We start from the raw sequence: 25,810 nt of genomic DNA on the forward strand, positions 1-25,810 counted from the left end.
GAGATCGTCAACATGCAATTCAGAATCCATGGCATGGACTGCACCGATGAAGTCGCCGTGCTCAAGCGGGAACTGGGACCGTTGGTGGGTGGTGAAGACCGCCTCGCGTTCAATCTGCTGGAGGGCACCATGAGCGTGGGCGGCGACGCAAGCCCCGTCTCGGCCGACGCCATTCTCCGGGCTGTCGCCCGCACCGGTATGCGGGCAAAGCTTTTGTCCGAACCGAAACTCTCCTCCGACGAGTCTTTCTGGAAACGTCACGGCCGAACCGTCCTGACCGCCGTCAGCGGCTTGCTGACGCTGGCCGGCTTTCTCACCCACGCTATCCTGGCTGGGGGAGTCACCGACGCGCTGGGGTCCGAAGGAGTCGGCTTGGTGCATGACGTACCGCCGGTGGCCAAGTCGTTGTACGCCTTGGGTGCGCTTGCGGGCGCCTGGTACATCCTGCCGAAAGCCGGGTTCGCCTTGAAGCGTCTTTCGCCCGATATGAACCTGCTGATGACGGTGGCCGTCATCGGAGCGATGGGCATCCAGGAATGGTTCGAAGCGTCCACGGTGGCGTTCCTGTTCGCGCTGTCCCATCTGCTGGAATCCTGGAGCGTCGGACGCGCCCGCCGCGCCATCGCCGCCTTGATGGGGCTGGCACAGCCCATCGCCCGGCTGAAGCGGGAGGATGGCCGCGAGGTCGAGGTAGCGCCGGAAAGCGTGCCGGTGGGTGCGCTATTCGTGGTGAAACCCGGCGAACGGATTCCCTTGGATGGGACGGTCAGGGCAGGTGTCAGCGGAGTCAACCAGGCGCCCATCACCGGGGAGAGCGTACCGGTCGAGAAGCAAGCCGGCAGTGAGGTGTTCGCGGGTACGGTCAACGGCAACGGCGCCTTGGAAATCGAATGCACCAAGCCCGCCGGAGACACCACCCTGGCCCACATCATCCGCCTGGTGGGGGAAGCCCAAAGCAAGCGGGCGCCGTCGGAACAGTGGGTGGAACGGTTCGCCCGCATCTACACCCCTTCCGTCATGGGCCTGGCCGTCGCGGTGTTGCTGATTCCGCCACTCCTTTTGGGCGAACCGTGGATGGAATGGCTCTACCGCGCCTTGGTCCTGCTGGTCATCGCCTGCCCCTGTGCCCTGGTGATCTCCACGCCGGTCAGTATCGTAGCGGCGCTAGCCGCTTCGGCCCGCAACGGTGTGCTGATCAAGGGCGGACTGTACATCGAGGCGCCGGCGCACTTGAAAGCGATTGCCTTCGACAAGACCGGCACGTTGACGGAAGGCCGAATGAAAGTCGTGGATGTGGTTCCCTTGGGCGGCCATGATGAAGCGGAGCTGCTGGAACGGGTCGCTGCGTTAGAGATGCGCAGCGATCATCCTCTTGCCCGCGCGATCCTGGGTTATGCGGAGGAACGCGGGATGACGATCCGCCCCGCCGAAGAGGTGCAAATCCTTCAGGGCAAGGGCGCCATCGGGCAATTCAATGGCAAGACCTATTGGGTCGGTTCCCACCGTTACTTGGAGGAACGAGGGCAGGAGATCGAGGAAACCCATCGGCAATTGGAGAGCTTGTCGCAGGCCGGAAGAACGGTGGTTGTGGTGGGCAATGAAACCCACGTCTGCGGCCTCATCGCCCTGGCCGACGCAGTCCGCCCCGAAGCCGTCGAAACGATCCGGGCGTTGCGCGAAGCCGGCATCGAGCATCTCATCATGCTCACCGGCGACAACGCAGGGACAGCGCAGCGGATCGCCCGCGAGACGGGTGTGGACGAGGTTCGCGCCGAACTGCTGCCGGCGGACAAGGTGGCGGCCGTGGAGACGCTGGTTTCCCGGTATGGTCAGGTGGCCATGGTGGGCGACGGCGTGAACGACGCCCCGGCCATGGCGCGGGCCAGCTTAGGTGTTGCCATGGGCGCGGTAGGCAGCGATGCCGCCATCGAGACCGCCGACATCGCCCTGATGTCCGACGACCTCGCCAAGCTGCCCTGGCTGATCCGCCACTCCCGGCGCACCCTCGCCGTCATCCGTCAGAACATCGGTTTCTCGCTGGCAGTCAAGGCACTTTTCGTGACGCTGACTTTCCTGGGCTCGGCCACCTTGTGGGCAGCCATCGCCGCAGACATGGGTACTTCCCTGCTGGTGATCTTCAATGGACTGCGGCTATTGCAAATTGGAAGGTCATATGGCGTCAAGGACATCAAATGATTGGCGACGCGGAAATATTAGCGACTCTGAGTCAACGGCGCCGGAAGTTGCTGACGCCAGGGCGGAACCATTTGGGTGGCCATGGCGTCTTATTTTTATACTTTTCCGTACGATGGAGATCGACGATGAATGCGATTCGGCTTTTCATTGCCCTGACGCTCGCCCTGCCCGTTGCTGCCTTTTCCGACACTTGGACCGGCAGGGTAATCTCGATCCAATCCGGTGATCGTCTGACCGTTCGGCACGACCATCAAAAGGTCAGAATTCACCTGACGGGAATAGAAGCGCCGCAGGCGCACCAACGTGGGTTCAGAAAATCGCGCGCCCAGCTGGCCAAACTCTGCCTAAACCGCCGCGTCCAGGTCTCCATCGACAATCCCGGCACCGGTTTCAGTGACGGCTGGGTGGCCTGTCACTTGAGGCATGGATTTTATGCCGATGCGGCGATTCACCAGGTTGACTTGGGATGGGCATGGATGCAGCCTAACGCGACCGATCCCGCCTTGGTCGGCACTCAAAATAACGCCCAAAGCCACTGTGACGGGTTTTGGGGCGAACCCTTTTCCCATTGCACCCGTGCACCCAGCTCCACACCTCCACCATGGGACGACTGCACCCATCCCCACACCGCCACATGTCACGATGACCATGATTCTGACGACCATCATTTTTAGGCCATAAGTGTAATGACCGGCAATTAGGCCAGAAGGCCCAAACGTGCGATAAAGCACGCTAAGGAACCGCTTTTTCCCTAATTGAATGCTGACCAGTGGTTAATAAGCCCGATTTCCGGCAATTCACCGGTTTATTGCGTGCAATTATTACGTCCAACTGTAATTGGCTGGAATATCGAGATTTCTTCTGGCAAATTGTACGCAACAAACGAGGGGGCTAACGCGGGGGATCACATTGCGTGCAATTCGCCACATCCGACGATCCAGACTGGCTGTCTAGCTTCGTCGACAGTCTCCGACGGGAAGACCTCTCCGACGCGACCGTGCGTGGGTATCGCTACGATCTTCGGCACTTTCTGGCTTGGCATAAAACGATCCAAGGTCACCCCGCCAGGGTCGAGTGGCTGAATGAGTTCGATCTGATCGCTTATCGCCAAGCCATGGTCGCAGCCGGTCACGCCCGACTACGGTAAACCGGCGGCTTGATGCGCTCCGCCGCCTGTGCCGATGGGCGCAAGGGACAGGGACGATAGCCACCAATATTGCCCACGATCTTCGGCGCATCCGGCTGCCGCGCCATCCTCAACCCAACGGCCTTCTCGACGCCGAGGCCCATGCGATGCTGCGGGCCGCCGGTGCCTCGACCCACGGCCTTGCCCGCCGCAATTACGCGCTCGTCCAGCTCATGCTTCAGACCGGGTTCAGGGTCGGCGAGGTGGCCGCCCTCCGCATAGCCGATGTCACCCTGCATGACCGCTCTGGCGGCGTTCATGTCCGTCACGGCAAGGGGCTCAAGCACCGGGAGGTGCCGCTCAATGCGACGGCACGACGCGCCTTGAAACAATACCTCGCCGAGCATCCCGGCGCCGGGGCGGGCGAGCCGCTGTTTCTCAGTCGCCGTGATTCCGCACTGCCGGTTCGCTCCATCCAGGCCGTGATCTCCGGCATCGCCCGACGTGCCCGACTTTTCCGCATTCCGGTCTCTGCCCACACGCCGCGCCACACTTTTGCGCTGGCCTATCTGCGCGACAATCCAGGCAAGCTGGTCGAGCTCGCGAGTCTCCTGGGTCACGATTCGCTCGACACCACCGCGATCTACACGCGAGCGTCCCGAGACGACCTCGCAGCTGACTTGGAGCGCTAGCATCTCAATGTCGACGGATGACGATCGCCAGCAAACGGTCCGGCGGCGGCGACTAGCCCTTCCGGCCGAGCCCAGCGAGGATGAGCTCGCCCGGAACTGGAGCCTGGCATCGGCCGATTTGGTCGAGACCAGCCACTGCCGCGGCGACGACCAGCGGCGCCGGTACGCCCTACGGCTCTGCATGTTGCGCACTTACGGCCGGTTTCTGGACGATTACCGGCAGGCGCCGCTCCGGATCGTCAATCATCTATCGCGCCAGCTCCAACTGGCTCCCGTGCTGGTCCTCGATCACCCCGATCGCGCACAAACCGAGCGGGAGCAGGCGTTGCGTATTCGGCGCTATCTCGGGCTCCAAAGCTTTGACGAAGATGCCGAGGCCCGTCTCAGGGACTGGCTGCGCGAAGGTGTACTCGATGGGCGCAACGTAGCGGAGCTGCTGGCCCGCGTGGAAGACCGCTTGCGAGATTGGCAGATTGTCCTCCCGGCGCCGAGCACACTTGATCGGATCGTCACCTCCGAAGCGGCCCGGGCCACGACCGCCCTGTTCGATACGGTTGCTAACCAGTTGCCTGATGGCCTGCGCGCGGCGATCGATCTCCTGATCGAAGTGCCGAAAGGCGACGCGCGTTCCAGCCTGTTCCGCCTCAAGGACTACCCAAAGAATGCCAAGGCCAGCACGATCAAGGGTGACATCGTGCGGCTTCACCTGATCGAGGAACTGCTGGCCGACGGTAACGATCTCGCCGAGATCGATCCCAAGATCATCCGTCAGTTTGGCCAACTCGGCCGCCGCTATGACGCCGGCGATCTGCGCCGCTTTGCCAAGCCGAAGCGCGATGCGCTCGTCGGCTGTTACCTCATCGAGGCGCGCAAGACCCTGCTCGACCAATTGGTCGAGATGAATGACCAGTTCCTGACCGGTATGAACCGCCGCGCCCAAAACGCAGTCAAGGCCAAGGAGCGCGTGCTGCGCCGGCGGGCCCGCAGCGGCCTGGACCGACTGCTCGGCGCCGTCGATGCGTTGGCTGAGGCAGATGGCGAGCAGACGGTCCAACCGGATGATCCGCAAGGTTTCGTTCCTGCCGCCTGGCGTCTCTATCTCGTCAAGAACGGCAAGGTCGACCGTCACATCTGGGAGATTGCTCTCGCCTTCGCGATCCGGGATACGCTCCGAGCCGGCAATTTGTTTCTGGCCCAAAGCCGCGAACATGCGTCGTTCTGGAACCTCGTCTACGACGAACGGCGCGGGCAGGCGACTCGCAACCAAGCGTATAGCCGGCTCGATCTGCTCGCCGAGCCGCAGGCCTTTCTCGGCGAGATCGTCGCCGCACTCGAACGGGCCGCCCGCACTGCCGCGCGCGGCCTGTCCACCAACCGGTTTGCCGCGGTTCAGAGGAGCGGCAGCAAGCCAAACTCCTCTATAACCATGACTACGGCATGCTCAACAACATCGTGCCGGGGCAGCGGATCTCGACGCTTACCGGCGCACCCACCCCCGACGATCTGGATGAGCTGATTTCGCTAGTCTGGAAAGAGCCGGCATTCTTTCTCGCCCATACCACGGCCATTGCCGCTTTCGGGCGGGAAGCCACCCGCCGCGGCGTGCCGCCCCCCACCATCACCCTGTTCGGTTCTCCGTTCCTCACCTGGCGCGGCCTGCCGCTGGTTCCGAACAACAAATTGAAGATCGAGAACGGCAAGACCCAGATCCTGCTCCTGGGCACCGGCGAGAGCCGCCGCGGTGTGGTGGGCCTCTATCAGCCGCCGGGCTTGCCGGGCGAGCAGGGCTTCGGCCTGGCCGTGAAGTTCATGGGCATCAACCGCAAGGCCATCGCCTCGTACCTGATCTCCCTGTATTGCTCGCTGGCGATCCGGACTGACGATGCCATTGCGGTGCTCGAGAATGTCGAGGTAGGTAAGTACCATGACTACAAACACGAATATCGGAAATAATGCCGGCCCTGCGCCGGCCCCCCAGACGACTTCTACGTCCGGTGTCAAAGGGCAGGAAGGAGCGAGTATGTCTGCCGATGGCGCCTTCCTGCCGCCGGACCCGGCGGCGCTCGAGGCGCTTGTCAACGAAGCGCTCGCGGCCCTGCCGGGGCATTCGGGGGACTTCCATCCTGATCCGGCCTTCGCTGCCCGGCGAGGCGGAGCTGCGCGATCTGCCCGCCCTATTGGCCGGTGCGACGGGATTCTCGCTTCAGCCCGCCGTCACTGCGCTGGCGCCGGATTTGGCCGAGGCGCTCCCTTATTTCTTGACCGCGGCCGAGCCGGCCTCGCCCGGCGCCCTGCCAGCCCCAGATCTCCCACCGGACTTCGACTCGGCGCTAGGGGTTCCCTCCCCCGCGACGGCCTCGGGCGCCGATCCGCGGCTTTCCCGGCAAGATCCGCGCCCGGGGCCTTTGTCGCAGTTCCAACCGCAGGCGGTGGCGGTCCTCCCTTCCATTTTCTTGACACCCCGCCCGCATCGCCTGGCGTGGTACCGGCCTCATCCCTTGCATCCCACGATTCGGAACCTTTCCCGAGGGCTCCTGCTCCGTCCGCGCATGAAGCTTCTGCGGCATCGTTATATTTCCTCAACGAGCACGGGGGGCTGTCCGGCCCGGCGACAGCATCCTCCGCCGCCTCGGATAGCGTACCGTCGCAGCACCCGGCCGATCTTGGCGCGATTCGGCGACCGTTCGATGCCCATGCCGTGCGCCGCGACTTTCCCATTCTCGAGGAACGGGGGCATGGGCGGCCGCTGATCTGGCTGGACAACGCCGCCACGACCCAAAAGCCTCAGGCGGTCATCGACCGCATCGCGCATTTTTATCGCCACGAGAACTCCAATATCCATCGGGCGGCCCATGCCTTGGCGGCGCGCGCCACCGACGCCTATGAGGATGCCCGCAACAAGGCGGCGCGTTTCCTCAACGCCCAATCGGCCCGCGAGATCATTTTCGTCCGCGGTGCGACCGAAGGCATCAACCTGGTGGCGCAAAGCTGGGGACGCCGCCACGTGCAAGCCGGCTATGAGATCGTCCTGACCTGTCTCGAACACCATTCGAACATCCTCCCGTGGCAGCTGCTGGCCACCGAAAAGGGGGCACGGCTGCGGGTGGTGCCGGTGGATGAGATCGGCCAGGTGCTTCTGGACGAGTACGAAAAACTGCTTGGGCCGCGCACCCGCCTGGTGGCCTTGACCCATGTCTCCCACGCCCTGGGCACGATCACCCCGGTCGGGGAAATGGTCGAGATGGCGCACCGCTATGGCGCCCGGGTGCTGGTGGATGGCGCACAGGCGGTGTCCCACCTTCCGGTGGATGTGCAGGTGCTCGGCAGCGATTTCTACGTCTTCTCCGGACACAAAGTCTTCGGTCCGACCGGCGTCGGGGTCCTGCAGGGCCGGCAGGAACTGCTCGACACCATGCCACCCTGGCAGGGGGCGGCAATATGATCGAAGACGTGACCTTCGAAAGATCCGCGTTTCAGCGCGCGCCGGCCCGCTTCGAAGCGGGAACCAACAACATCGCCGATGCGGTCGGTCTGGGAGCCGCTCTTGGTTATCTGAGTGCACTGGGTATCGAGAATGTCGCGCGCTACGAGCATGAATTGCTGGTCTACGCAACCGAGGCGCTCCAGCCGATTGCCGGTCTCCGTCTGATCGGCACGGCCCGGGAGAAAACATCGGTGCTTTCCTTCGTGCTCGAGGGCTTCCGTTCCGAGGAGGTGGGGGACGCCCTTGACAAGGAAGGCATCGCGGTGCGCGCGGGCCATCATTGCGCGCAGCCGATCTTGCGCCGCTTCGGTCTAGCGAGCACGGTCCGGCCGTCACTGACGCTGTACAACACCACCGACGATATTGATGGCCTCGTCGCTGCGCTCCGGGATCTCCAAGGGAAGCGAGGCGGATTTCCGCATGCGGACCGGTCTTAATCCGGTGCCAGGGTGAGATGCGTCCTTCCCAAGACAAAACCTCGGGCGGGCCTACCGGATCACCCCCCAAAGCCAGTGATTTCCCCAGATCGCTGTCCTGGGGCCCATCCACCTCGCTCCGGCGTCCAAGGAATGGGCTAGGCCATGCTTGTGACGAGAGGACATCGGCTAGTCAGGCCGCCACGGCGTTATGGATTTCCTCTTCGTTGGAATCAATCACGGTCTGGTCCACTTCGACCGGCACGCCGGCGAGGGTGTCCTTCACTGGGCACAGGCCCTGAATATGGGTGAGCAAAGCATTCACCGCTTCACGCGGCGAAGGGCTCACCACCTTGAAGCTGTAGCGGATGCCCTGGAAACCGGGCCTGACGGGCGCCTGGCCAAGGAAGCCGTCAGGGTCGATCTCGCCTTCGGTTTGGACGGAAAACGCCTGCAACTCCACGTCATACTTGGGCGCGTAAAGCGCTGCCAGCACGGCCAAGCAACTGCCCAGGCCGCCGAGCACCAGTTCCACCGGATTGGGGCCGTGATCCTTGCCTCCCAGGGCTTCTGGCTCATCCGTCCGCAGGCGGTGCTGACGCGCCTTGATCTCTACTCCAAATCCCTCACCAGACCAGGCGGATTCCACTTTGAAAGTCAGGTTTGCCATCGTGTTTCTCCTTGATCGATTTGTGAAAACCACAACGTGATAGAACGACGCTTCACAGCCTTTTCCTTGGCGGCCTTGACCGTCTATTGGCGCCAATACTGGCCGTGAAGCACCATACCTCTTCTTGAGAGTCTGAAAAAAAAGCCAGCGATTCGTGATGAACCACTGGCTTCCGGCTATCCGGTCAGCATCAATCAGACGACCCGAAAAAACCCTTACAAAACAATCGATACAGCCGACCGTTGCTCACAGTAAAAGTCCAATTCAGCGAGGCCAATCCCCCGTTCGATTCGAAGCCGCTATCGTGATGAGTGAATGTCTCCCGCCAATGGATTTTGCAATGGCATCGAAAAGGTAGGAGAGCCAATTGGACTCCGCCACGCCAAGACAGCAGCGACATCGGGCCCAGAAGGTTGAATCAGGTCTAGGGGATGCAACCCCAAACCGCCGAAATTTCCGCGCGGCATCAGAATGTTTGCAGCTCGTTGTGCGCTTTGAGCGGTTGCCTCGTCTTAAGGCGCGAAATACGGAGGGAGATGACATAGTTTCTGGCAAAGGTTGGGTTGAGCTTTTGACGCCTGGAACTTCAGGAAAATGGTCAACAACTTTGACAGCAAGAGGCATGCATCGGGTGTCCGGAAAATTCGGCGGTTTGGGTTTGCATCGTTTTCAAGCCGCATCCGAAGCAATTAAATGTCCACGCTGCAAAGCCTGCGTATCAAGCTTGCCGGAAGAGGCGGCAAAGTCCTCCAGCAGCTCACGGATCAAGCGGTTGAGATCGTAGCCTTGGGTTTTGAGCTGCTGCGCCAGCCGATAGGGTACAGGGACTTGAACGGCAGACGGTGCGGGATGAACGGTACGGTTAAGCATCGAATGATCTCCAAAGATGAAAGGGGGAAAGCAATGCCGGATGACAACCCGGTTGGGGATGTTCAGGGATATCCCCCCAGTCAATCCGGCTTGCCGCCAACCTTTGGCAATAGTGGAACTCCATTGGGCTTGGAGTATAAGTAGGTCTTTTTATTCTTAAAAAGAATACATTGTCATTTTGTTATAACTAATTTACTGATATTGACCATTGGCGCCCTTCAGGTAGGGCTATCCTAAGGGCGAGAGATCTGGCCTGACCTCGGTCAATATAAAAGCAACGATCAGGGGGAAGTATCAGGTTTTCTCTGCAGCGCCACGAACGGCCGGACGGCTCCGGCGATCGAACGGCTTTCCTCTGCGGTCGCGCCGTGAGCCGCACGCCTGCGGCATATGCATATTCGGAATTATTCGTTGGCCCCCGTCCCCGGCCGACCTAATCTTCTCTTATCGCCAGGCCCGCCGCCGGGCTCAATCCAGTGGGGAACCCATGAAGCTCGAAACGCTTGCGGTACATGCCGGCTACACACCCGACCCGACCACCAAGGCCGTCGCCGTGCCGATCTACCAGACCACGTCCTACGCCTTCGACGATACCCAGCACGGTGCCGACCTGTTCGATCTCAAGGTCCAGGGCAACATCTACACGCGGATCATGAATCCGACCCAGGACGTGCTGGAGAAGCGCCTCGCTGCGCTGGAGGGTGGCATTGCCGCCCTGGCACTGGCCTCCGGCCAGGCGGCCATCACCTACTCGATCCTGACCATCACCGAAGCCGGCGACAACCTCGTCTCGGCCTCGACGCTCTATGGCGGCACCTACAACCTGTTTGCCCACACCCTGCCGCAGATTGGCATTCAGGTCCGTTTCGCCGATTACCGCGAGCCCGACACCTTCGAGAAGCTGGTCGACACCCAGACCAAGGCCGTCTATGTCGAGTCGATCGGCAACCCGCTGGGCAACATCACCGACTTCGAGAGGATCGCCGCCATCGCCCACCGCCACGGCATCCCGCTGATCGTCGACAACACCGTGCCCACGCCCTACCTATTGCGGCCTTTCGAGCACGGCGCCGATATCGTCGTGCATTCGCTCACCAAATACCTCGGCGGCCACGGCAACAGCATCGGCGGCGCCATTGTGGACTCCGGCAAGTTTCCCTGGGTCGAGCACAAGGACAAATTCCGCCGACTGAATGAGCCCGATCCCTCCTATCACGGTGTCGTCTACACCGAGGCCCTGGGCGAGGCTGCCTACATCGGTCGCGCCCGCGTCGTGCCGCTGCGCAACACCGGCGCCGCCATCAGCCCGTTCAACGCTTTCCTGATCCTGCAGGGCATCGAGACCCTGGCGCTGCGCATGGAGCGGATCACCGAGAATGCGCTCAAGGTGGCGCAGTTCCTCAAGAGCCACCCCAGGGTGAAGTGGGTCAATTATGCCGGCCTGCCCGAGCACCGGGACCATGCCCTGGCGCAGAAGTACCTGGGCGGCCGACCCTCGGGGATCCTGACCTTCGGCGTCGAAGACGGCCGCGAAGGCGGTGCCCGGTTCCAGGATGCACTGAAACTGATCACGCGCCTCGTGAATATTGGCGACGCCAAGTCCCTGGCCTGCCACCCGGCTTCGACCACCCACCGTCAGTTGTCCGCCGAGGAACTAGCCAAGGCCGGCGTCACTGAGGACACAGTGCGCCTATCAATCGGCATCGAACACATCGACGACATCCTTGCCGACCTCGAACAGGCCCTCGCCGCGGTCTGACGCTGCCGGCATCCCGCCGACCGAAACTGACGAGGACGAGTACCGGCAACACAAGGGACTCAACTCAACAACCGGGCGGAATGGTTTTCACCAAACCGATCCAGTAGAAAGAGCGGCCGATGCGGCGGTTCAAGCCGTTCAAACAGGCATACGACAACGATTCCTTCCATTTTGAGGCCATAAGCAACGAAGCTGATGCATGACTTCCCATCCCAAAATAACGACCGTTAGTTTGGTATCGCTCGTTCCGGACTCGAAACAGCCTAATTCCGACCGAATTAAGGCTCTTTTTCGTACCAGAAAACTGATCTATGAAATCTGAGTACCACGGTTGGCCTAGCGGGTTGGGTTTCGTGGTACTGAACCTATCCTGACGGTGTTTAGGGGCGTCACTATGGCCCATCAAGTCCGGAAAGACGTTAGGCGCTGATCGCTGGGCCTTCTACGGGGCATGAAACACACGGCTTCTGAGCTTGTGGCCCCAAAATGAAGGAATCGTTGCCATACCCCAACGTCAGCCGAGTGCCGATTGCGTTGAAAAACACCTGCCGACGGGGGCCCAACTGGTAAAATGAAGCCTCATCCAAATCGGAGCCGGAAGCATGATGGGGCAGCAGGTGTGGGGTCAGGAACAGCTGTTTTATTCCTTCAGCCTCGAGGATCATGTCCCGTCAAACCATCTGTTACGAGGCATCGACCACTTTCTCGATATCGGCAGCCTGCGTCAGCATCTGGCCGGGTTCTACAGCCACACGGGACGTCCTTCCATTGATCCCGAGTTGATGATCCGCATGTTGATCGTCGGCTACTGCTTCGGGATCCGCTCCGAACGCCGGCTGTGCGAGGAAGTCCACCTGAACCTGGCCTACCGCTGGTTCTGCCGCTTGGGATTGCAGGATCCCGTTCCGGATCATTCCACCTTTTCCAAGAACCGCCATGGGCGCTTTCGCGAAAGCGGTGTCTTCCGTCACGTGTTCGAGACCGTGCTGCAGCGCTGCATGGCGGAAGGGCTGGTCAAGGGCGAAGGCTTCGCCACCGACGCCAGTATCATCAAGGCCGATGCGCAGCGGCAACGCCGGGTGTCGGGTGAAGAGATCGACTGGGGTGATCCCGAGCAGGCCATGGAGGAGGTCAATACCCCTGCCGATCCGCCGAAGGTCCTGTCGCCCACGGATCCGGCGGCGAACTGGACCGGCGCGGCCGGCGGGGCTCCGTTCTTCGCTTACTCAACCAATTACCTGGTCGACCTGGAGGCGGGGATCATCGTCGACGTCGAAGCCTCTTCGGTCAACAAGACCGCGGAGGTGGAGGCCACGCGCACGATGATCAACCGGGTGGAAGGACAATTCGGTTTGAAGCCGGAGCGCCTGGTCGGCGACACCAACTACGGCTCGGCCGCCATGCTCGCCTGGCTGGTCGACGAGAAACAGATTGCCCCGCACGTGCCGGTCTGGGACAAGTCCGAACGTCAGGACGGCACCTTCTCGCGCAGCGACTTTGACTGGTGCGAGCAAGAAAACGAATACCGCTGTCCCGCAGGAAAGCCGCTGCGGAGTGAATGGCGACCGTTCAAGCACCCGCGTACGCACATCACCCAAGCCGACACCATCATTTACCGCTCCAGTCAGCGAGACTGCGCGAGTTGTCCGCTGAAGGCGCGCTGCTGCCCGAACACCACATTCCGCAAGATCGTCCGCAGCATCCATGAGAAGGCGCGCGAGGTGGCCCGGAACATCGCCACGACCGGTGCCTACCGGCGATCCATGAAAGAGCGCAAGAAGGTGGAAATGCTGTTCGCCCATCTCAAGCGCATCCTCCGGCTCGACAAGCTGCGTCTGCGTGGCTTCAGCGGCGCCAGCGACGAGTTCCTGTTGGCGGCGACTGCCCAGAATTTGCGAAGAATGGCGAAATGGCTGATGCCAATGGCACCAAAAGCCGTCGAAGTACCCGCATAACGGCGGGACAAGCCCGCCTTACCCGGAAAAACCGATCGACTGTCGCCGAAATGGCTCGCCAAGCTATCATCGGTTACTCGCCACCCGCGATAGCAAAGGGAGTTTTTCAACGCAATCGGCCGTTGGCTGCCCGTCAGCCCGCATCGCGACCGAAGTGCTTCTGCCGGCGCAAGGCCAACCCGGCACGAACGAGCGCCGATTCGAAGTCCGGGAAGTCCTTGGCGGCATATCCTTTCTGTAACCCAATCCACTTCAGCGTTTCCAACCTCTCCCCTGAATCGGAGCACTCGGTAGACAGGAAACCCAGCGGCTGCAGTGAATCAGGACCACTCTGCAGAGCTGCGCGCTGCGCCCGAGAGAGCTGACGGAACCTCACTCCAGTCCGTACAAAGAACCCGGGGGACGGCGGACAAATTATTGGAAATTGCCTGAAACGATGCAGCCGTCAGTCACAACAACCACCGACTGAAAGCCGGTGATCGTTGAGTCGCATTCAATTTCTCCCCACTTCTCGGCCTCATTGCACCGTCAGCAGCAGAACCGCATCCTCCCAGCCCGATGGTTTCTGAAATGCATAGATGCCGCGGTTGGCCACAAGGCTAGGCTCCGCGGTGGTATTCCAGGCGTTGCTGACCGGGTTGTACCATTTCGCGCTCACCGGTCCGGCGAAGTCCCTCAGGTCCAGGGTGATCTGCCAGTTTTCGGGGAGGTAGGCCACCCCCAGACGGCCGTCCGGCGTCTTGGCGAAAGCCATCCGGTTTAGCGGGTTCGACGACTGGTCATAAATGAGTTGATGTTGGGGAACCAGATTCCACCAGGCCATGCCGGAGAAAAAGTCGAACCAATAGCGCATCTGGGTGGCGCCGGGTCGGGCGAGCGCGGTATCGAGCGGCCAGCCGATCGTTGCCTGGTTGCCCGTATTGCCCCAGTTCCAGACGCCACCGGCGCCATAGGTAATGCCCTTGGATCCCGACAGCATCGCGAGATAGGCCATGCTCCGCGGCAGCCGAACGGGATAGGGCTGCTGGTAGTAGAGGTTTTCTCCGTTTTGCAGCCGCATACTGTCGTACACTCCCTCCATGTTAATGACCGGTTTGCGCGGTGCTTGGTTATACAGCGCGAGAGTCCAGTCGATCGCGTTTTGGACGGCCACCGGCGCGGAAAAGGCTTTCCGAGGCTCCTTGAGATAGGGATCATGGACCCAGCCGTTGCCGGACTGCAAGCCGGCGAAATCCGTGTAGCGCTTGTCATGAAAAGCTTGCGCGGGGTCAAATTTGACCCGTGGGTGCGCCGAAACAAGATGTCCGGGCGCGCTGGCCGCGAGTTCGGCGCCGGCAGCATCGATCTGCGGCGTGGGTATGCCGTCAGCCACCGGCGCATACACGACGAAATAGCCGTTCATGCGCGCCGCGAGATTACGGGCAAAACGGCGCACCTCCGTGGTGTTCGTCTTGGGAAATCCGGGGCCTGGTTCGGCGATCGCCGTGAAGTAGACCATTAGGCCCTGGCTGTTGGCATAGCGTACCTTTCTCTCGACTTCCCGCCAGTAGGCCGGGTTCCACTGGAGGCTCGGACCCGACCCCATGAACGGCGCATTGCCGCTGCGGTCCCTCGACCGCTTCACCCAACCTTGCCCAGTGTGGACTTGAATGACATTGAAGTTCTGCTTCTTGCGCAAGTCGATGTAGGACTCCCATTCCGATGGCGAGGCGGCGATCAGAGCGGACCAGGCCGTATCGCCCAGCCACAGGAAGGGTTTGCCGTTTGCGTAGGTCAGATAGCGCGCATCGGCGCTGACCTTCGGGTATCCAGACGCATAGAGCGGGTTGCTTCCGGCGAAGGGGGTCACGGTCACCGTCCCGGTGCGGTGGTGAAGCCCGGCGTTGGCGGCATCGGAGGCGGTGGTTCGCCAGGTCCAGACGCCCGGCTTGGGGAACATGGCTTGCAGGCGAAAGGTGCTGCCGCCATCCCAGAAGGCCTTGCCTGTCGTGTGCTCGCCGGTTGGCGCCGTGTAGGTCACTGAAACCGTCACGTTGGCATAGGGGTTGGCATACGGCCGAGTGCTGGTGAGACTTGCCTCCCAAGGCGCCCAGGTTTCGACCGCCGAAGCACGGTCAGGCCATTGGATCGCAAAGGTGAAAAAGAGCACAAACAGAAACCGAAATCCAGACATGACACTCCTCTGAAGGCCAAAAGTGCAGCAATGCCAAATTTCTTGGCAGTTTTCTCGAACGTACAAAGGTCCGTCCGGTGGCAATGTCGGGCTTGGTGGCAAGGTGCTGAAGTCAGATGTTGAGCGTCTTACACACCGTCCGCATCCTGATTTCGTAGTGGCGGGAAGGCTTGCTGCCCTGTCTTTCCTTCACGGCTTCGGCCCCAGCGACCAGCCCTGCGCTTCGCCCTGGCTGCGAATGCTCGGGACGTCCAGCGGCGCCATGCGCTTCATGTTGCGATCCAGGGTATCGAGCCGGGTACCGTCCGCGTTGAAGCGGCTACCCTTGCCGGTCAATCTTTCCAGATTGAGCTTGTGGGCGGCATTGGCGGCGGTGGGCAGGCGGTCGGTTTCCTTGAGGATGGCGATCCATTCGTCCAGGTTGACCTTGTTCCAGTCCACCCTGGCCAGACTCTCGATGAGAATGCCGCTGCAGTCGGGGTCCTTCTTGTCGCCGAAGGTCAGGCCCAGCTGCGGGCGGATCTGCTCTTGGAGGATGCGCGCCAGGGGCGAAGCAAAGCAGCAATAGCTTTCCTTGTCGCCGATGCACTTGCCCCAGTCGTTGTGGCCGGTGCACCAGGTGCCCAGATAGACGCAGGCACGCATCGTTTTCTTCGCCGCCAGTTCGAACTCCGACTGCTCGCACTCCCAGATGATGGTGGCGAGGATCTGGATGACGACGTAGACGGTGTAGACGATGGCGATGACGCTCAGGGCGGTGCCTACCGCCGCCGCACCACCGCCGAGTTGCACGCCGCCGCTGGAGGCCTCGGCGGTCAAGGCGCCGGTGGAATCGTAGGCTGCCGCACCGCTGCCGGCGGCACTGAACAGGAGGTTCCCCGCCGCCGCGCCGAAGGTTTCGCCCACCCAGGTGGCGACTTCCCTCATCAACAGCGTCTTGAGCCCATCCATCAGCCCTTCCTTGGCGATGTCGCTGGCGGTGCCGGCCACGTCGGCGGCGATGTCCGAGACGAAATCGACGAAGGGCTTGGAGACTTCGGTCCACTGGTTGACCAGGGGATCACGCAGGGTCTCGTAGGCCGCCCGTACTGCATTGCCCGCATCCAGTCCCTTGATGGCGTTGTCGATCTGGCTGACATTGGTGAGCAGATCCAGATAGGCACCCAGTCCCACGGCCGTGGGGGTATTGCAGCAGTCCACCCAGGTGATGAGCCCGCCGATGCGCTTGCAGGTACGGGCATCGCCCTTGAACACCGTGCAGGTCTTGATGTCGGAGTGTCCGCCCAGGCTACCGTCGGCGCTCTCGCACTGCGTGTCCATGGCCGCTTGCTGGGCTGCGTTGAGGGACGCCACCGCGCGCACGAAGTCCTTGCTCGACTGGCGTTCGACGGCGACGCATTCCTCGCCCATGCAGCGCACCGGCCCCGAGCAACTATGGGAGCTGGTGCCCTCCAGGATGGGAATGGTCGTGGTGCTGCCGCAGTCGTAGAGATCCTTGAACAGATAACAGGTGCCGCTGCCGGTTTCGGCCGATCCCTCCACGCAATCCGAGCGGATGAAGGCACAGCCCCGCGACTCCAGGGCCTTGCAGGTCTCCGTCACCCCGGGCGTCTCGCCGGGACAATGCTGTACCCCGTTGAGATCGGTCCAGCAGCTGGCTCCGGTGCCGCCGAAATCGCAGGTGGCTGACACCTCGAGGCTCATGCAGGTCTGCGGCAGTCCGGCCATCGGGGGCGGCTGCAGATCTGAAGCACAGACCAGCACGCCGTTGTGGGTGAAACAGCGCTCGCCGCGCTCTGGATGGGGTTTGCCCGGATCGTGGGTGCAGGTCGCGACGGGGCTGGTGCACATCCCGTCCCCGATGGCGGTGATCAGTTCTGGACAATGGGCGTTAGACCATTGCCAGGAGTCCGAGTCGACCCGCTCGAAAGTGAAGAAGAACTTCGCCGCGTACTTGTAGTAGCTCTCACCGCCGTCGTCATCCAGCCGCACCTTGCCCACCAGGCCGTTGGTGCAGGTCGGTTTCTGGATCACCGTGGCGGCATAGGAGGCGTCATAGTCCGCCGGCACCGGGGCTTCCGGCCAGTCCACGATCTTGGCCAGACGGACCCGATAGGGCGCACCGGAACCGCAGACGGCGTCGTAATCCAGGGTGTCCACCTGCTGCACAAAGCTGTTGCCGTCCGAAGGGGCAATGTGACGCCCGGTGCCGGTCTTGAGATCGAATACCCAGGTGTTGATGTCCCAGCCGTCGGTGCCGACGCTCACCGTGGCATTGTATTCTGAGACCTGCAGCAGACGCTGAGCGGTGCAATTGGGTGGCGGACTGGGACCGCGCACGCAGGTGCGGTAGTCCGGCACGTTGACGGGCTTCTCGCCGTCACGGAACACCGTGGTGGAAGTACAGTCGGCGAAGCTCTCGGCGAACAGGTCGTAGTTGCCGAACACATAGTCCGTACTGCCCCACACCGGATCATTCGTCAGATCGGGATGGGAACGGCGGGCACCGTGAGTCAGGGTCCGGTAGGCCTCTCCGGTGTGACTGGTCTCGGTCTTCAGGCGACCTTCCGCATCGAGGCCGGCGGCGACCGCGGCTGGATCGTTGCCGTAGAGCCCCGTGTAGTCGGAAGCGGTAGCGGACTCCGCGTCGGGAAACAGTTCCTTCGCCTGGATGTCCAGCGACTGCGCCGTGCCCGGGAACAGGGTCAGGGTATCGCCGCTTTCATTGACGGCAGGCAGCGGAAAGCTCGACACGCTCTGCCGGGCCGCCTCCTGGCCCAGCCGGGCGTTGTCCTGCATGGCATCGGCCACGGCTTGCTGGAGATGGGTGAAGAACAAAGCGATGGTCAGGCATAAAGCGATCGCACTCCTCACCCGACTGCCTCGCAGGAAGAATCCATCCTGATTGAATGAGGCTACACCCGAATGCATGGTTCAGATTCCGGAACAGCAGTCTTGCCACCTGAACAGGACGTAGACATGACTGTCACCCGGCCCCGGATAGGTATGCCCCATGCCCCAGCGGAAGGTGCTCTCGCCGATGGCGTGACGGCGGTCGGTGTCGGCGACCGGATAGAACATGGTCATGCCGTACTGGGACTTGGGGATGAACGGCACGATCTTGCCGCCGCACAGGGCATCGTTGCCCACCGTGCCGAAGGCCAGGCCGCGGCGATGCAAGGCGGCGGTGGCGCGGATCGCGAACAAACTGGTCAGCCGCGGGTCGGCGCCCACGGTGGGATTGGCTAACCCCGCGAAGGGATACATCGACCCCCAGGTGCCGGCACACCAGAACATCGCATCGATCGGATGCCCCGCCGTGGCCGCCGCACCGTCCGCCACGCAGGACGAAATCGCCACTGGGTTGGCGAACAGCGCCACTTCCGGATTGGTGAAGAAGGCCAGCTCGTCGTTGTTCCAGGTGGGATCCAGCTCGGACACGTACATCAGATCGAAGTCCTTGTAGCCATCCGCGTTGCAGCGGTTGTCCCAGAACAGGTCCAACATGATATACAGGGGAAAGGCGATGTAGTGGTAATTGAAGAAGGCGATCTCGCCGTTGTCGTATTCGGCCTGACCGGTGGTACCGCGCAGGCGCAACGGCGAGGAACCAAACTTCATGCCGCCCAGGGCCGGCGAGCACCAGGGCGTGGTCACCAGCTCGATCATCCGCGCCGGACTCCAAAGGCCCAGCGTCATGCCGACGTTGGGAATGCCGTTGGGATCGTTGCAGACACAGAACACCTGATCCGTGGCCGATGAGGGGTAATCCCCATCTCCCATCGCCCCGCCGGCGATGCGGATGGGAAACAAACAGGCCCAACAGATGTCCGTGATGAGCTTGCCGGACCAGACCTCGGCGTCGGGGCAGAGCGGATCCAGGGTTTTCGTGGACGTGGTCTCCGCCGCGCGCGCTTGGGGAATGACGCCGGAAAGCAGCGCGCCCATCGATCGCAGCCATTCCGTCAATGCACCCACACGTTCGGGAATTGAACCGACCTTGAATTCCCGAATCGAAAATCGCCCGTCCTTCGCCTCGACCACGGCAGGCACCCGTTCCAGCCGGAAGCGGTCGCGCAGGTCCGGCGGCAGCAGATAGATCGGCGCGCCCAAAGCCGATTCGATTTTGTCCAGACCCGCCCAGCCGGCATCTCTGTCCAGGCGGGTGGCGATGTAGGTCACCCGGCGCGGAGCGGATTCAGGTCCCAGGTGCTTGGCCAGTTCGACTTGGGCCGGCCGGGTGGCATCGAAGATCACCAGGCGCTGGGTAAATGGCAGCCTGTCCAGTGGATTGACCTGCTGTCCGGCACGGCCGATCAACGTGCCATCGGGTGAGGTGATCTCCCGTGGCGCTGTCACGGTCAGGTCGATCTGGCGTAGGCGGTCTTCGGTGGCTTCCGGGAGTTCGTGGAATGTCGTACGCTCCCAAAAATGCGCCAGGGCCTCGCGCTTCTTGCCCGCCCAATCAATCTGCGCCACTCTGTGCTGCATCTCCTCGATCAGATCCACCTCAGCGATCTCGCGGGTGGGGCCCTGGGTTCCAAGATCGAGCGTTTTCGCCCCATCGCCCAAGGCCCCGTCCATCCTGAACTGCAACCAGCCTGTGCCGGTCACCCCCTGAACCTTGGCTAACACCCGCCCGTTTTCTTCCAGGGTCAGCGTCGGCGCGACCGAAACCCCGGCGGCACGAAACCGCGTGGGATCAATGACGATGTGGGGTTGTTTCTGCGCATCGAACCGCCTGGCCAGGGAATGCAGTTCCCGGATGAAGGCCTGAACCTTCTGGCTTGGCTTCATGCCCCGAAACACCACCAGGACATCGTCCCGACCGGATGCCTCCTCCAGAATGTCCAGCAAGCCGGCTTCGCCCAGGGAGGTCGAGGCATAGATGACGAAGGTTTTTGGGCCGGCATTGGCGTCGACCGATGATGGCGAAGTGCCCTCGAACGACCGTACCGTCTGCGCTTCCTGCAGAGCTTTCCTGGCTTGCCGACGTATATCCGTGGCCGCCGAATCGCCGTTCAGCCAGCCCGGTCGAGACTGGTGTTCTACGGCATTCAGGATCCCGCGGGACCGTGCCAGCCAGTCTTCTTCGGCTTGCACAGACACGGTCGCCCACAGTCCACCCAGGACCATCATCGCCAAGCGAAGAATCCTGTCAGAACGGCAGCGCATACGCCTTCCCGATGATCTGCCGCTCGTACACGAACCCCCAGTAACGAGAGTCAAAGCTCCGCGGATGCGAGCCGGTGACCCAGATCGCATTGCCGGGGATGTTCACTTGCCGGGTGTAGTCGCTGGGTGTCTTCCCCAGCTTTTCACTCAGCGCCAAGCCATTCGAGACGGTTTTGCCGTTGACGACGGTTTGGTTCAGATCGACTTGAACATGATCTCCCGAGACGCCGGTGGCGATCTTGACCACCACTCGGCCGGGGAGAAACCAGGGCGTCATGCGTTCATCGGCCTCAAAGGCCACCCGATCGCCGCGCCAGATGTTCTGGTCATGGCGATCGATGAGGAACCAGCGATGATCGCCAGGCAGGCATAGTTCCTTCTGGTCGTCGATGCCGAGATGGAAACGGTCGCCCAGGTAGGCGCCCAGGCTGAGTATCGCTGCCAAAACAGGCATGGCCTTGAGCAGAAACAGCGCCTTGGCGGTCATGAACGGCAGCCGATCAGGGTTCGGAGCGGACATACACGTCCTCCGGTGCGGCGACCACCATGCCGGAATCGATGACCAGATAACCGGCCCGTGCCAACTGCTCGGCTTTCTGGCGCCATTCATCCATGGCTTTGCGGATCAACTCCGGCGGCGCTTCGGGCGGCAGCGACTTGACCAGCGCTGCCCGGTCGAGGACCAGCACCGGCGTGGTCATGCTCAGTTTGTGCAGAGGCTCCGCGAGCGCCCGGCTTGTGGCGTAGTAACCGCCAAGAGAACTCAGGGCCGAGAACAGGAGGATGGCAACGAACCAGATGGCGTTAGGCGACACGGGATTTCTCCCGTTCGGCAAGGAGCCGGCGAATCGCCTCCTGCAGGCTCAAGCCCTGGCGGCGCAGTTGCTTGATGGCGTTGACGTCGTCCGCCCGCGTGGAGAACAGCAGGCGCTTGAACGGATCGACGATGAGCCGGCCGATGCCGGTGCCGCGCTCGGTGATGAAGAAGACCTCCGAGTACACGCCGGGGATGGTGTGGACGGTCTTCAGCAGGGCGTAGCCGCCATCGGACAGCGGCAAGCGCTTGTCGGCCTTCATGCCCTCGATCGCCTCTGCCTTCTGGCCCAGCAGATACATGTTGGCGGAGTTCTCGACGATGGCCCGGCCGGTCGGCGAGCGGTAGAGGTCGTTGACGGATTGCGTGAGGGTGACGGCCGCCCCGCCGTATTTGCGGAAACGCCGGTAGCCATGCTCCATGAAGGTGGCGGCATCGCCCATGCTCAGCAGATCCCAGGACTCGTCGATGATGACGATCTTGGGGCGGTCGCGCTCGCCCAGATACATTTCCTGCTGGATCTGATAGATCAGCTGAAGCAGGACTACCTGTTGCAGATGCTTTCTACCCTTGAGTTCCTCGAGTTCCAGTACCGTGAAATCGCCGGCGAAACGGATGTTGTTCTGCCCATTGAAGAAGCGGCCGTACTCGCCCCGGGTGGTGAATGGGAACAACTGCTCGCCGACGTCAACGATGCGACGGTCTTGTTCGGCACACAGCCGCTCGGCAATGTCATCCACGGTCATGGCCTGTCCCTTGTCGTCCCAGACGGCTTTCAGCACCCGCTTGAGCCCGGCGGTTTGGTAGTCGGACAGTTTCTCGGTCGGCGCCGCCATGGCGGTCACCAGTCCCGCCACCACGTCGGCTTCCTCCGCCCAACTGTGGATCAGCTCGAAGGGATTGAGGCAAATCTGCTTCTCGGCGCTGAATTCCATGAAATCCCCGTCCAGGGTCTCGGCCAGGTTCTGATAGGAGCGGCCCACATCGATGACCCAGATGCGCGCGCCTTCCGTCAGATAGCTGACGATGATCTCGTTGGTCAGGAAGGACTTGCCGGAGCCGGACTGGGCGGCGATGCAGCAGTTGTAGTTGGACCCCGAGTCGAACAGGGAGACGTTGATCAACTGGCCGTTACGGGACACGAAGTTCAGGGTCGGCGTGCCGGTACCCGGCCAGTCGGCAAACAGGGGCAACAGCGGAATCACATGCCGTGTACCCAGGGTGCGGTAGCGATTACTGTCGCGGATGGCCTGGCGGTCGGCGCCGAACGGCAGGCAGTTGAGGAAGAACGGCAGACAGAAGAAGCGATCCTCCATCAGCTGGAAGCCCAGTTCCCGGAAATACACGCGGGCATTGGAAACCGCCTGGGCCTCCTCGTCTGGATTGCAGAACAGGACGGCGCCGAAATAGGCCTGAACCGGCCGGTCGCCGTCCATGAACGCCTCGAACAGGGTGTCGAAATTCTGCTTGCGGGTGGCCAGATGGGGAACGAACTTGAGGATCGGACCGTAGGCCTGGTTGGTGACCCACTGGCGCTTGGTGTCCAGTGCCGCCCGAGTGTCCTCGGCATCCGGGTAATGCAGCGTCAGGGTCAGAATCGCGTTCTGACGTATGCCGCGGGTGCCGGACAACACATCGCCCAGATAGCTCATCGCCGATCCGAAATAGACGCGATCCGGATAGCGCTTCACCGACAGGGTCTTCACGCGCTTGTTGCCCAGCCAGAGGCCGCGGGCATCGGTTCTAAGGTCCTTGTCGTAGTCGAACAACTGCTCGCGGATCAGTTGGGTGGGATCGCACTCGGGCACCACCTGATCGTGCCAGCCGGCCTCCGGATTCCAATTCAGCATCGTCATCATGAGGCGGACGTAGTGATCCGAACTCAGGGGCTCCGGCCGAAGGCCGATGGTGCTCAAAGACTGAAAGGTCGACAGGCGCAGTTCGGCGGCGCGCTGCAAATCCTGCTCGCCGGGCTTGAATCCGGCCATCGGCAGCTTTACCGTCACCAGGACATGGGTGCGGCGTATGCGCGTGCCGGCGCCGTGTTCCAGGGGCGCCTGGGTGCCATGGCTCAGGAAGTCGATGCTGGCCCGCACCATGTCCTTGTAAAACGGCTGCTGCTGGTCAAGCCGTCGCGCCTGCATCAGCGCCAGGGTGGCGTCGATGTCCGGCGAGGTCCACAGGCTGACCTGCAACAGGGTATCCACCGGCCATTCCTGGTTCAGCAGCACGTTGACGCGGTCGGCCACGGCCGGATCGGCGCCGGACAGCGGCTGGCAGAGAAAGCCGAAGCCGAGGCTGTGGTCTTCCCCCAGAAACAGGCCGTCATCGGCATCGTAGGCCAGGATGGAAAAGAGCTGGCTGGCTCGATGATGCCGTTCCGTCTTCATGACATCACTCCAGTGGCTTGGTCATCGCCCGGTTCAGCATACAAGGGAGCAACCGGTGTGGTTCCGGGATCCGGCTTCCCATTTCCGGTTGGCGGTATCAACCGGATGCTGTAAGGCTGGAGGGATTGCACCCGGGCGCGCTGCTTCCGCAGCAGTTGCCGGGCGCGGGCCGGATGACAGGGCGCCAGGGCTTCACCATCGGCGCCGAAAACAAGTACGTTGGACATGCGGAACCTGATCGAGGGGGTCATGTCGGAGGTTTCCCGCCGTGCCTCGGAGGATGCATCCTCCGGTGGCCGAGGCTCAGATCACCGCGGTCACGATGGCGTCGATCACCGTCGGTGCCGTGTAGACGCCCAGACCCGCGGCGATGCCCACCACGAAGCCCATGATGCTGCCGCGCATGACGCCGCCGACCAGGCCGACGGCGACGAAGGTGACGGCCATGATGCGGCCGAGGGTGCCCTGCAGCCAGCCGGTCAGCATGGTGTAGATGGAGCCGAACTCGGTGGAACCGCCAGTGCCGGCGAAGGAGTCGGCGGTGACCAGCATCAGCAGTGCGGCGAGGGTGACGAGCGCCGCCAGCAACAAACCGCGGCCGTTAGATTGAGGGGATGGCATGATTCATCTCACTACTCTCAAGTGGATGGCGGTTGCCCGCCGGGCCTCGAAAGGCATGCCTTCCGGTTGATGGGGCGGTTTCCCGCCCATGGCTCGCCTGCGCCGCTGCGCAGCCGGTGGTTTCAGGGATTCGCCGCATCGGACCCAGCATTCAGGGGCGAGAACGGATTTGGCTTTCCGTCCTCGGCCGTGGAAGCGGACGGCCGTCGATCCTCCTTGGCGCGATGCAGGACTTGCAAAGGCGATATCGTAGGACTCTGGGCTGGGGCGCTCCGGCCGATCATCCAGCGGCGCTGTTCCAGTTCGGTGAAGACGTAGCCGGAGACATTGAGATCCCCGTCGGCATCCTCCCAAGGCGCCACCCAGATGCGCATCACCTTGGCGGGCGTTCTAATCGGGGTGGGATCGTCGATCTTGGGAATTGGAGCCGGTTCCGTGGAAATTTCAGGCATAGCCGTCGCCGCCGTTTCCGATGCAGTGGGTGCTGTGTCCGATGAATGGACGGTGCTCTTCGCCTTGTCGGTCGCCTTGTAGGCCTCAACCGCCGAGATGCAAGTCGGATCGTCCGGCATGCCCTTGCAGCCGTATTTGGCCGAGCAGCCGGTCAGGGAAACCGCAACGATGAAAAGGGTGAGCCGCTTCATGGCTGGACGTCCTCCTTCCCGGCAGCCGGCTTTTCGCCTTCGGCTTGAGTCGTAGGTTCGTTGGGATGAGTCGGATTCGACGGCGGCTTGTTGGCCAGCCAGTCGGCCAGGCTGCCCGGGGCGCCCTTGAAGGTGCGGCCGTCCGGGGCGATCAGGAACGGCACCGCCTCAATGCCGAAGAGATGAGCGGTGACCAGAGCCCGCTGCATGGGCTCGCGGTCGCACTTCGCGTCGATCTCGGACGGCAGGCTGTCGTAGGTCTGATGTAGCAAGGCCTCCCGGGCCTTGTCCTTCGAAGGCGTTTGCAGCTCACAGCCGAGCTTCATCACCAGGTTCTGCGACTCCGGCCCCAGGACCGGCACCGAAACCAGCTTGAAGGTGTAGCGCGCCTTGAGTGCCTCCATCTGTTTCTGCACCTTGCCGCAGTACGGGCAACGCGGGTCGACGAAGACCACGACCTGTTCTTTGCCGGTGCCGTAGCTGACGGGGCCGAGATCGTCGATCTTCAGCTTCATCTTGGCCAGATCGATACGGTTGGCGACCCGGTCGACCTGATCGAGTTCGGTGACCGCCACCCGGTTCCAGACATCCATCAAGGTGCCGGTAATGACGAAACGGCCATTGCCGGACATGAAGAAGGTCCGGCCGCCAGCCTTGACCATCTGCAGGCCGTTGATGGGGAGCGCCTTCATGCCTTCGATCTTGGCCTTGGCCAGCAGATCGGCGGTGTCGGAAACGGTGGATGAATCGTGGGCGCTATTTGCCAAAGAAGTGCCCGCCAGGGCGCAAAGCAGCAGAGTCGGTAATAGGCGTGATGTCATGGTG

At 62.2% G+C, this 25,810-nt stretch carries 21 protein-coding genes and 1 pseudogene; 9 read left to right on the forward strand and 13 right to left on the reverse strand.

Annotated elements, in window-relative coordinates:
• The first annotated feature begins 12 nt into the window (after positions 1–12).
• From JWZ97_RS04415 to JWZ97_RS04440, 7 genes and pseudogenes are all read left to right on the forward strand, one after another.
• Complete coding sequence (locus JWZ97_RS04415) at positions 13–2,196, forward strand: cation-translocating P-type ATPase (RefSeq protein WP_205433606.1); 2,184 nt, start codon at positions 13–15, stop codon at positions 2,194–2,196.
• 125 nt (positions 2,197–2,321) lie between these two features.
• Positions 2,322–2,870, forward strand: a complete 549-nt coding sequence (locus tag JWZ97_RS04420) for a thermonuclease family protein (protein WP_205433607.1) — start codon at positions 2,322–2,324, stop codon at positions 2,868–2,870.
• 239 nt (positions 2,871–3,109) lie between these two features.
• Positions 3,110–3,343, forward strand: a complete 234-nt coding sequence (locus JWZ97_RS04425; protein WP_205433608.1) for a site-specific integrase — start codon at positions 3,110–3,112, stop codon at positions 3,341–3,343.
• A gap of 146 nt (positions 3,344–3,489) precedes the next feature.
• The gene (locus tag JWZ97_RS04430) at positions 3,490–4,014 is read left to right on the forward strand and encodes a site-specific integrase (RefSeq protein ID WP_205433609.1); all 525 of its coding nucleotides are present in this window, start codon (positions 3,490–3,492) and stop codon (positions 4,012–4,014) included.
• Positions 4,015–4,021: 7 nt separating this feature from the next.
• On the forward strand, positions 4,022–5,530 hold the full coding sequence (locus tag JWZ97_RS19960; RefSeq protein WP_240342479.1) for a DUF4158 domain-containing protein: 1,509 nt from the start codon (positions 4,022–4,024) through the stop codon (positions 5,528–5,530).
• Positions 5,452–5,967, forward strand: a complete 516-nt coding sequence (locus JWZ97_RS04435; RefSeq protein ID WP_240342480.1) for a hypothetical protein — start codon at positions 5,452–5,454, stop codon at positions 5,965–5,967. The genes JWZ97_RS19960 and JWZ97_RS04435 overlap by 79 nt, the downstream gene beginning before the upstream one ends.
• Before the next feature lie 67 nt (positions 5,968–6,034).
• A pseudogene (locus JWZ97_RS04440) lies at positions 6,035–7,935 on the forward strand (family 2A encapsulin nanocompartment cargo protein cysteine desulfurase).
• A 172-nt stretch (positions 7,936–8,107) separates the two neighbouring features.
• Here the strand turns inward: JWZ97_RS04440 and JWZ97_RS04445 are convergent.
• Positions 8,108–8,584, reverse strand: a complete 477-nt coding sequence (locus JWZ97_RS04445; protein WP_205433610.1) for an OsmC family protein — start codon at positions 8,582–8,584, stop codon at positions 8,108–8,110.
• Between the two features lie 669 nt (positions 8,585–9,253).
• Positions 9,254–9,454 carry a hypothetical protein gene (locus tag JWZ97_RS04450; RefSeq protein ID WP_205433611.1) on the reverse strand — a complete coding sequence of 67 codons (201 nt, stop codon included), beginning with the start codon at positions 9,452–9,454 and terminating at the stop codon, positions 9,254–9,256.
• Positions 9,455–9,941: 487 nt separating this feature from the next.
• Between JWZ97_RS04450 and JWZ97_RS04455 the strand changes: the two genes are divergently transcribed.
• The gene (locus JWZ97_RS04455) at positions 9,942–11,213 is read left to right on the forward strand and encodes an O-acetylhomoserine aminocarboxypropyltransferase/cysteine synthase family protein (RefSeq protein WP_205433612.1); all 1,272 of its coding nucleotides are present in this window, start codon (positions 9,942–9,944) and stop codon (positions 11,211–11,213) included.
• Between the two features lie 602 nt (positions 11,214–11,815).
• Entirely contained in the window at positions 11,816–13,168 is a 1,353-nt protein-coding gene (locus JWZ97_RS04460) for a transposase (RefSeq protein ID WP_205433613.1), read from the forward strand.
• A 133-nt stretch (positions 13,169–13,301) separates the two neighbouring features.
• Here the strand turns inward: JWZ97_RS04460 and JWZ97_RS20175 are convergent, their stop codons facing one another.
• The 11 genes from JWZ97_RS20175 to JWZ97_RS04510 all read right to left on the reverse strand — a co-directional run bounded on the left by JWZ97_RS20175 (position 13,302) and on the right by JWZ97_RS04510 (position 25,806).
• The gene (locus tag JWZ97_RS20175; RefSeq protein WP_256438379.1) at positions 13,302–13,433 is read right to left on the reverse strand and encodes a hypothetical protein; all 132 of its coding nucleotides are present in this window, start codon (positions 13,431–13,433) and stop codon (positions 13,302–13,304) included.
• Positions 13,434–13,685: 252 nt separating this feature from the next.
• On the reverse strand, positions 13,686–15,317 hold the full coding sequence (locus JWZ97_RS04465; protein WP_205433614.1) for a DUF4038 domain-containing protein: 1,632 nt from the start codon (positions 15,315–15,317) through the stop codon (positions 13,686–13,688).
• A gap of 213 nt (positions 15,318–15,530) precedes the next feature.
• Positions 15,531–18,272: a conjugal transfer mating pair stabilization protein TraN gene (gene traN, locus JWZ97_RS04470; RefSeq protein WP_205433615.1), complete on the reverse strand. Its 2,742-nt coding sequence runs from the start codon at positions 18,270–18,272 to the stop codon at positions 15,531–15,533.
• 3 nt (positions 18,273–18,275) lie between these two features.
• Entirely contained in the window at positions 18,276–20,480 is a 2,205-nt protein-coding gene (locus tag JWZ97_RS04475) for a TrbC family F-type conjugative pilus assembly protein (protein ID WP_240342567.1), read from the reverse strand.
• A gap of 19 nt (positions 20,481–20,499) precedes the next feature.
• On the reverse strand, positions 20,500–21,036 hold the full coding sequence (gene lepB, locus JWZ97_RS04480; protein WP_240342481.1) for a signal peptidase I: 537 nt from the start codon (positions 21,034–21,036) through the stop codon (positions 20,500–20,502).
• Positions 21,017–21,331 carry a hypothetical protein gene (locus tag JWZ97_RS04485; protein WP_205433617.1) on the reverse strand — a complete coding sequence of 105 codons (315 nt, stop codon included), beginning with the start codon at positions 21,329–21,331 and terminating at the stop codon, positions 21,017–21,019. Before JWZ97_RS04485 ends, lepB begins: the two co-directional genes overlap by 20 nt.
• Positions 21,321–23,720 (reverse strand): type IV secretion system protein TraC, encoded by a 2,400-nt coding sequence (gene traC / locus JWZ97_RS04490; protein WP_205433618.1) that lies wholly within the window; start codon positions 23,718–23,720, stop codon positions 21,321–21,323. Before traC ends, JWZ97_RS04485 begins: the two co-directional genes overlap by 11 nt.
• Positions 23,717–23,971, reverse strand: coding sequence for an RRXRR domain-containing protein (locus tag JWZ97_RS20305; RefSeq protein ID WP_205433619.1), 255 nt, complete (start codon positions 23,969–23,971; stop codon positions 23,717–23,719). The genes traC and JWZ97_RS20305 overlap by 4 nt, the downstream gene beginning before the upstream one ends.
• A gap of 52 nt (positions 23,972–24,023) precedes the next feature.
• The gene (traA, locus tag JWZ97_RS04500; RefSeq protein WP_205433620.1) at positions 24,024–24,341 is read right to left on the reverse strand and encodes a TraA family conjugative transfer protein; all 318 of its coding nucleotides are present in this window, start codon (positions 24,339–24,341) and stop codon (positions 24,024–24,026) included.
• A 122-nt stretch (positions 24,342–24,463) separates the two neighbouring features.
• Positions 24,464–24,985 (reverse strand): TraV family lipoprotein, encoded by a 522-nt coding sequence (locus JWZ97_RS04505; RefSeq protein ID WP_205433621.1) that lies wholly within the window; start codon positions 24,983–24,985, stop codon positions 24,464–24,466.
• Positions 24,982–25,806: a DsbC family protein gene (locus JWZ97_RS04510; protein WP_205433622.1), complete on the reverse strand. Its 825-nt coding sequence runs from the start codon at positions 25,804–25,806 to the stop codon at positions 24,982–24,984. The genes JWZ97_RS04505 and JWZ97_RS04510 overlap by 4 nt, the downstream gene beginning before the upstream one ends.
• Positions 25,807–25,810: the final 4 nt, after the last annotated feature.

This window comes from Methylococcus sp. EFPC2 (genome assembly GCF_016925495.1).
Classification (GTDB): domain Bacteria; phylum Pseudomonadota; class Gammaproteobacteria; order Methylococcales; family Methylococcaceae; genus EFPC2.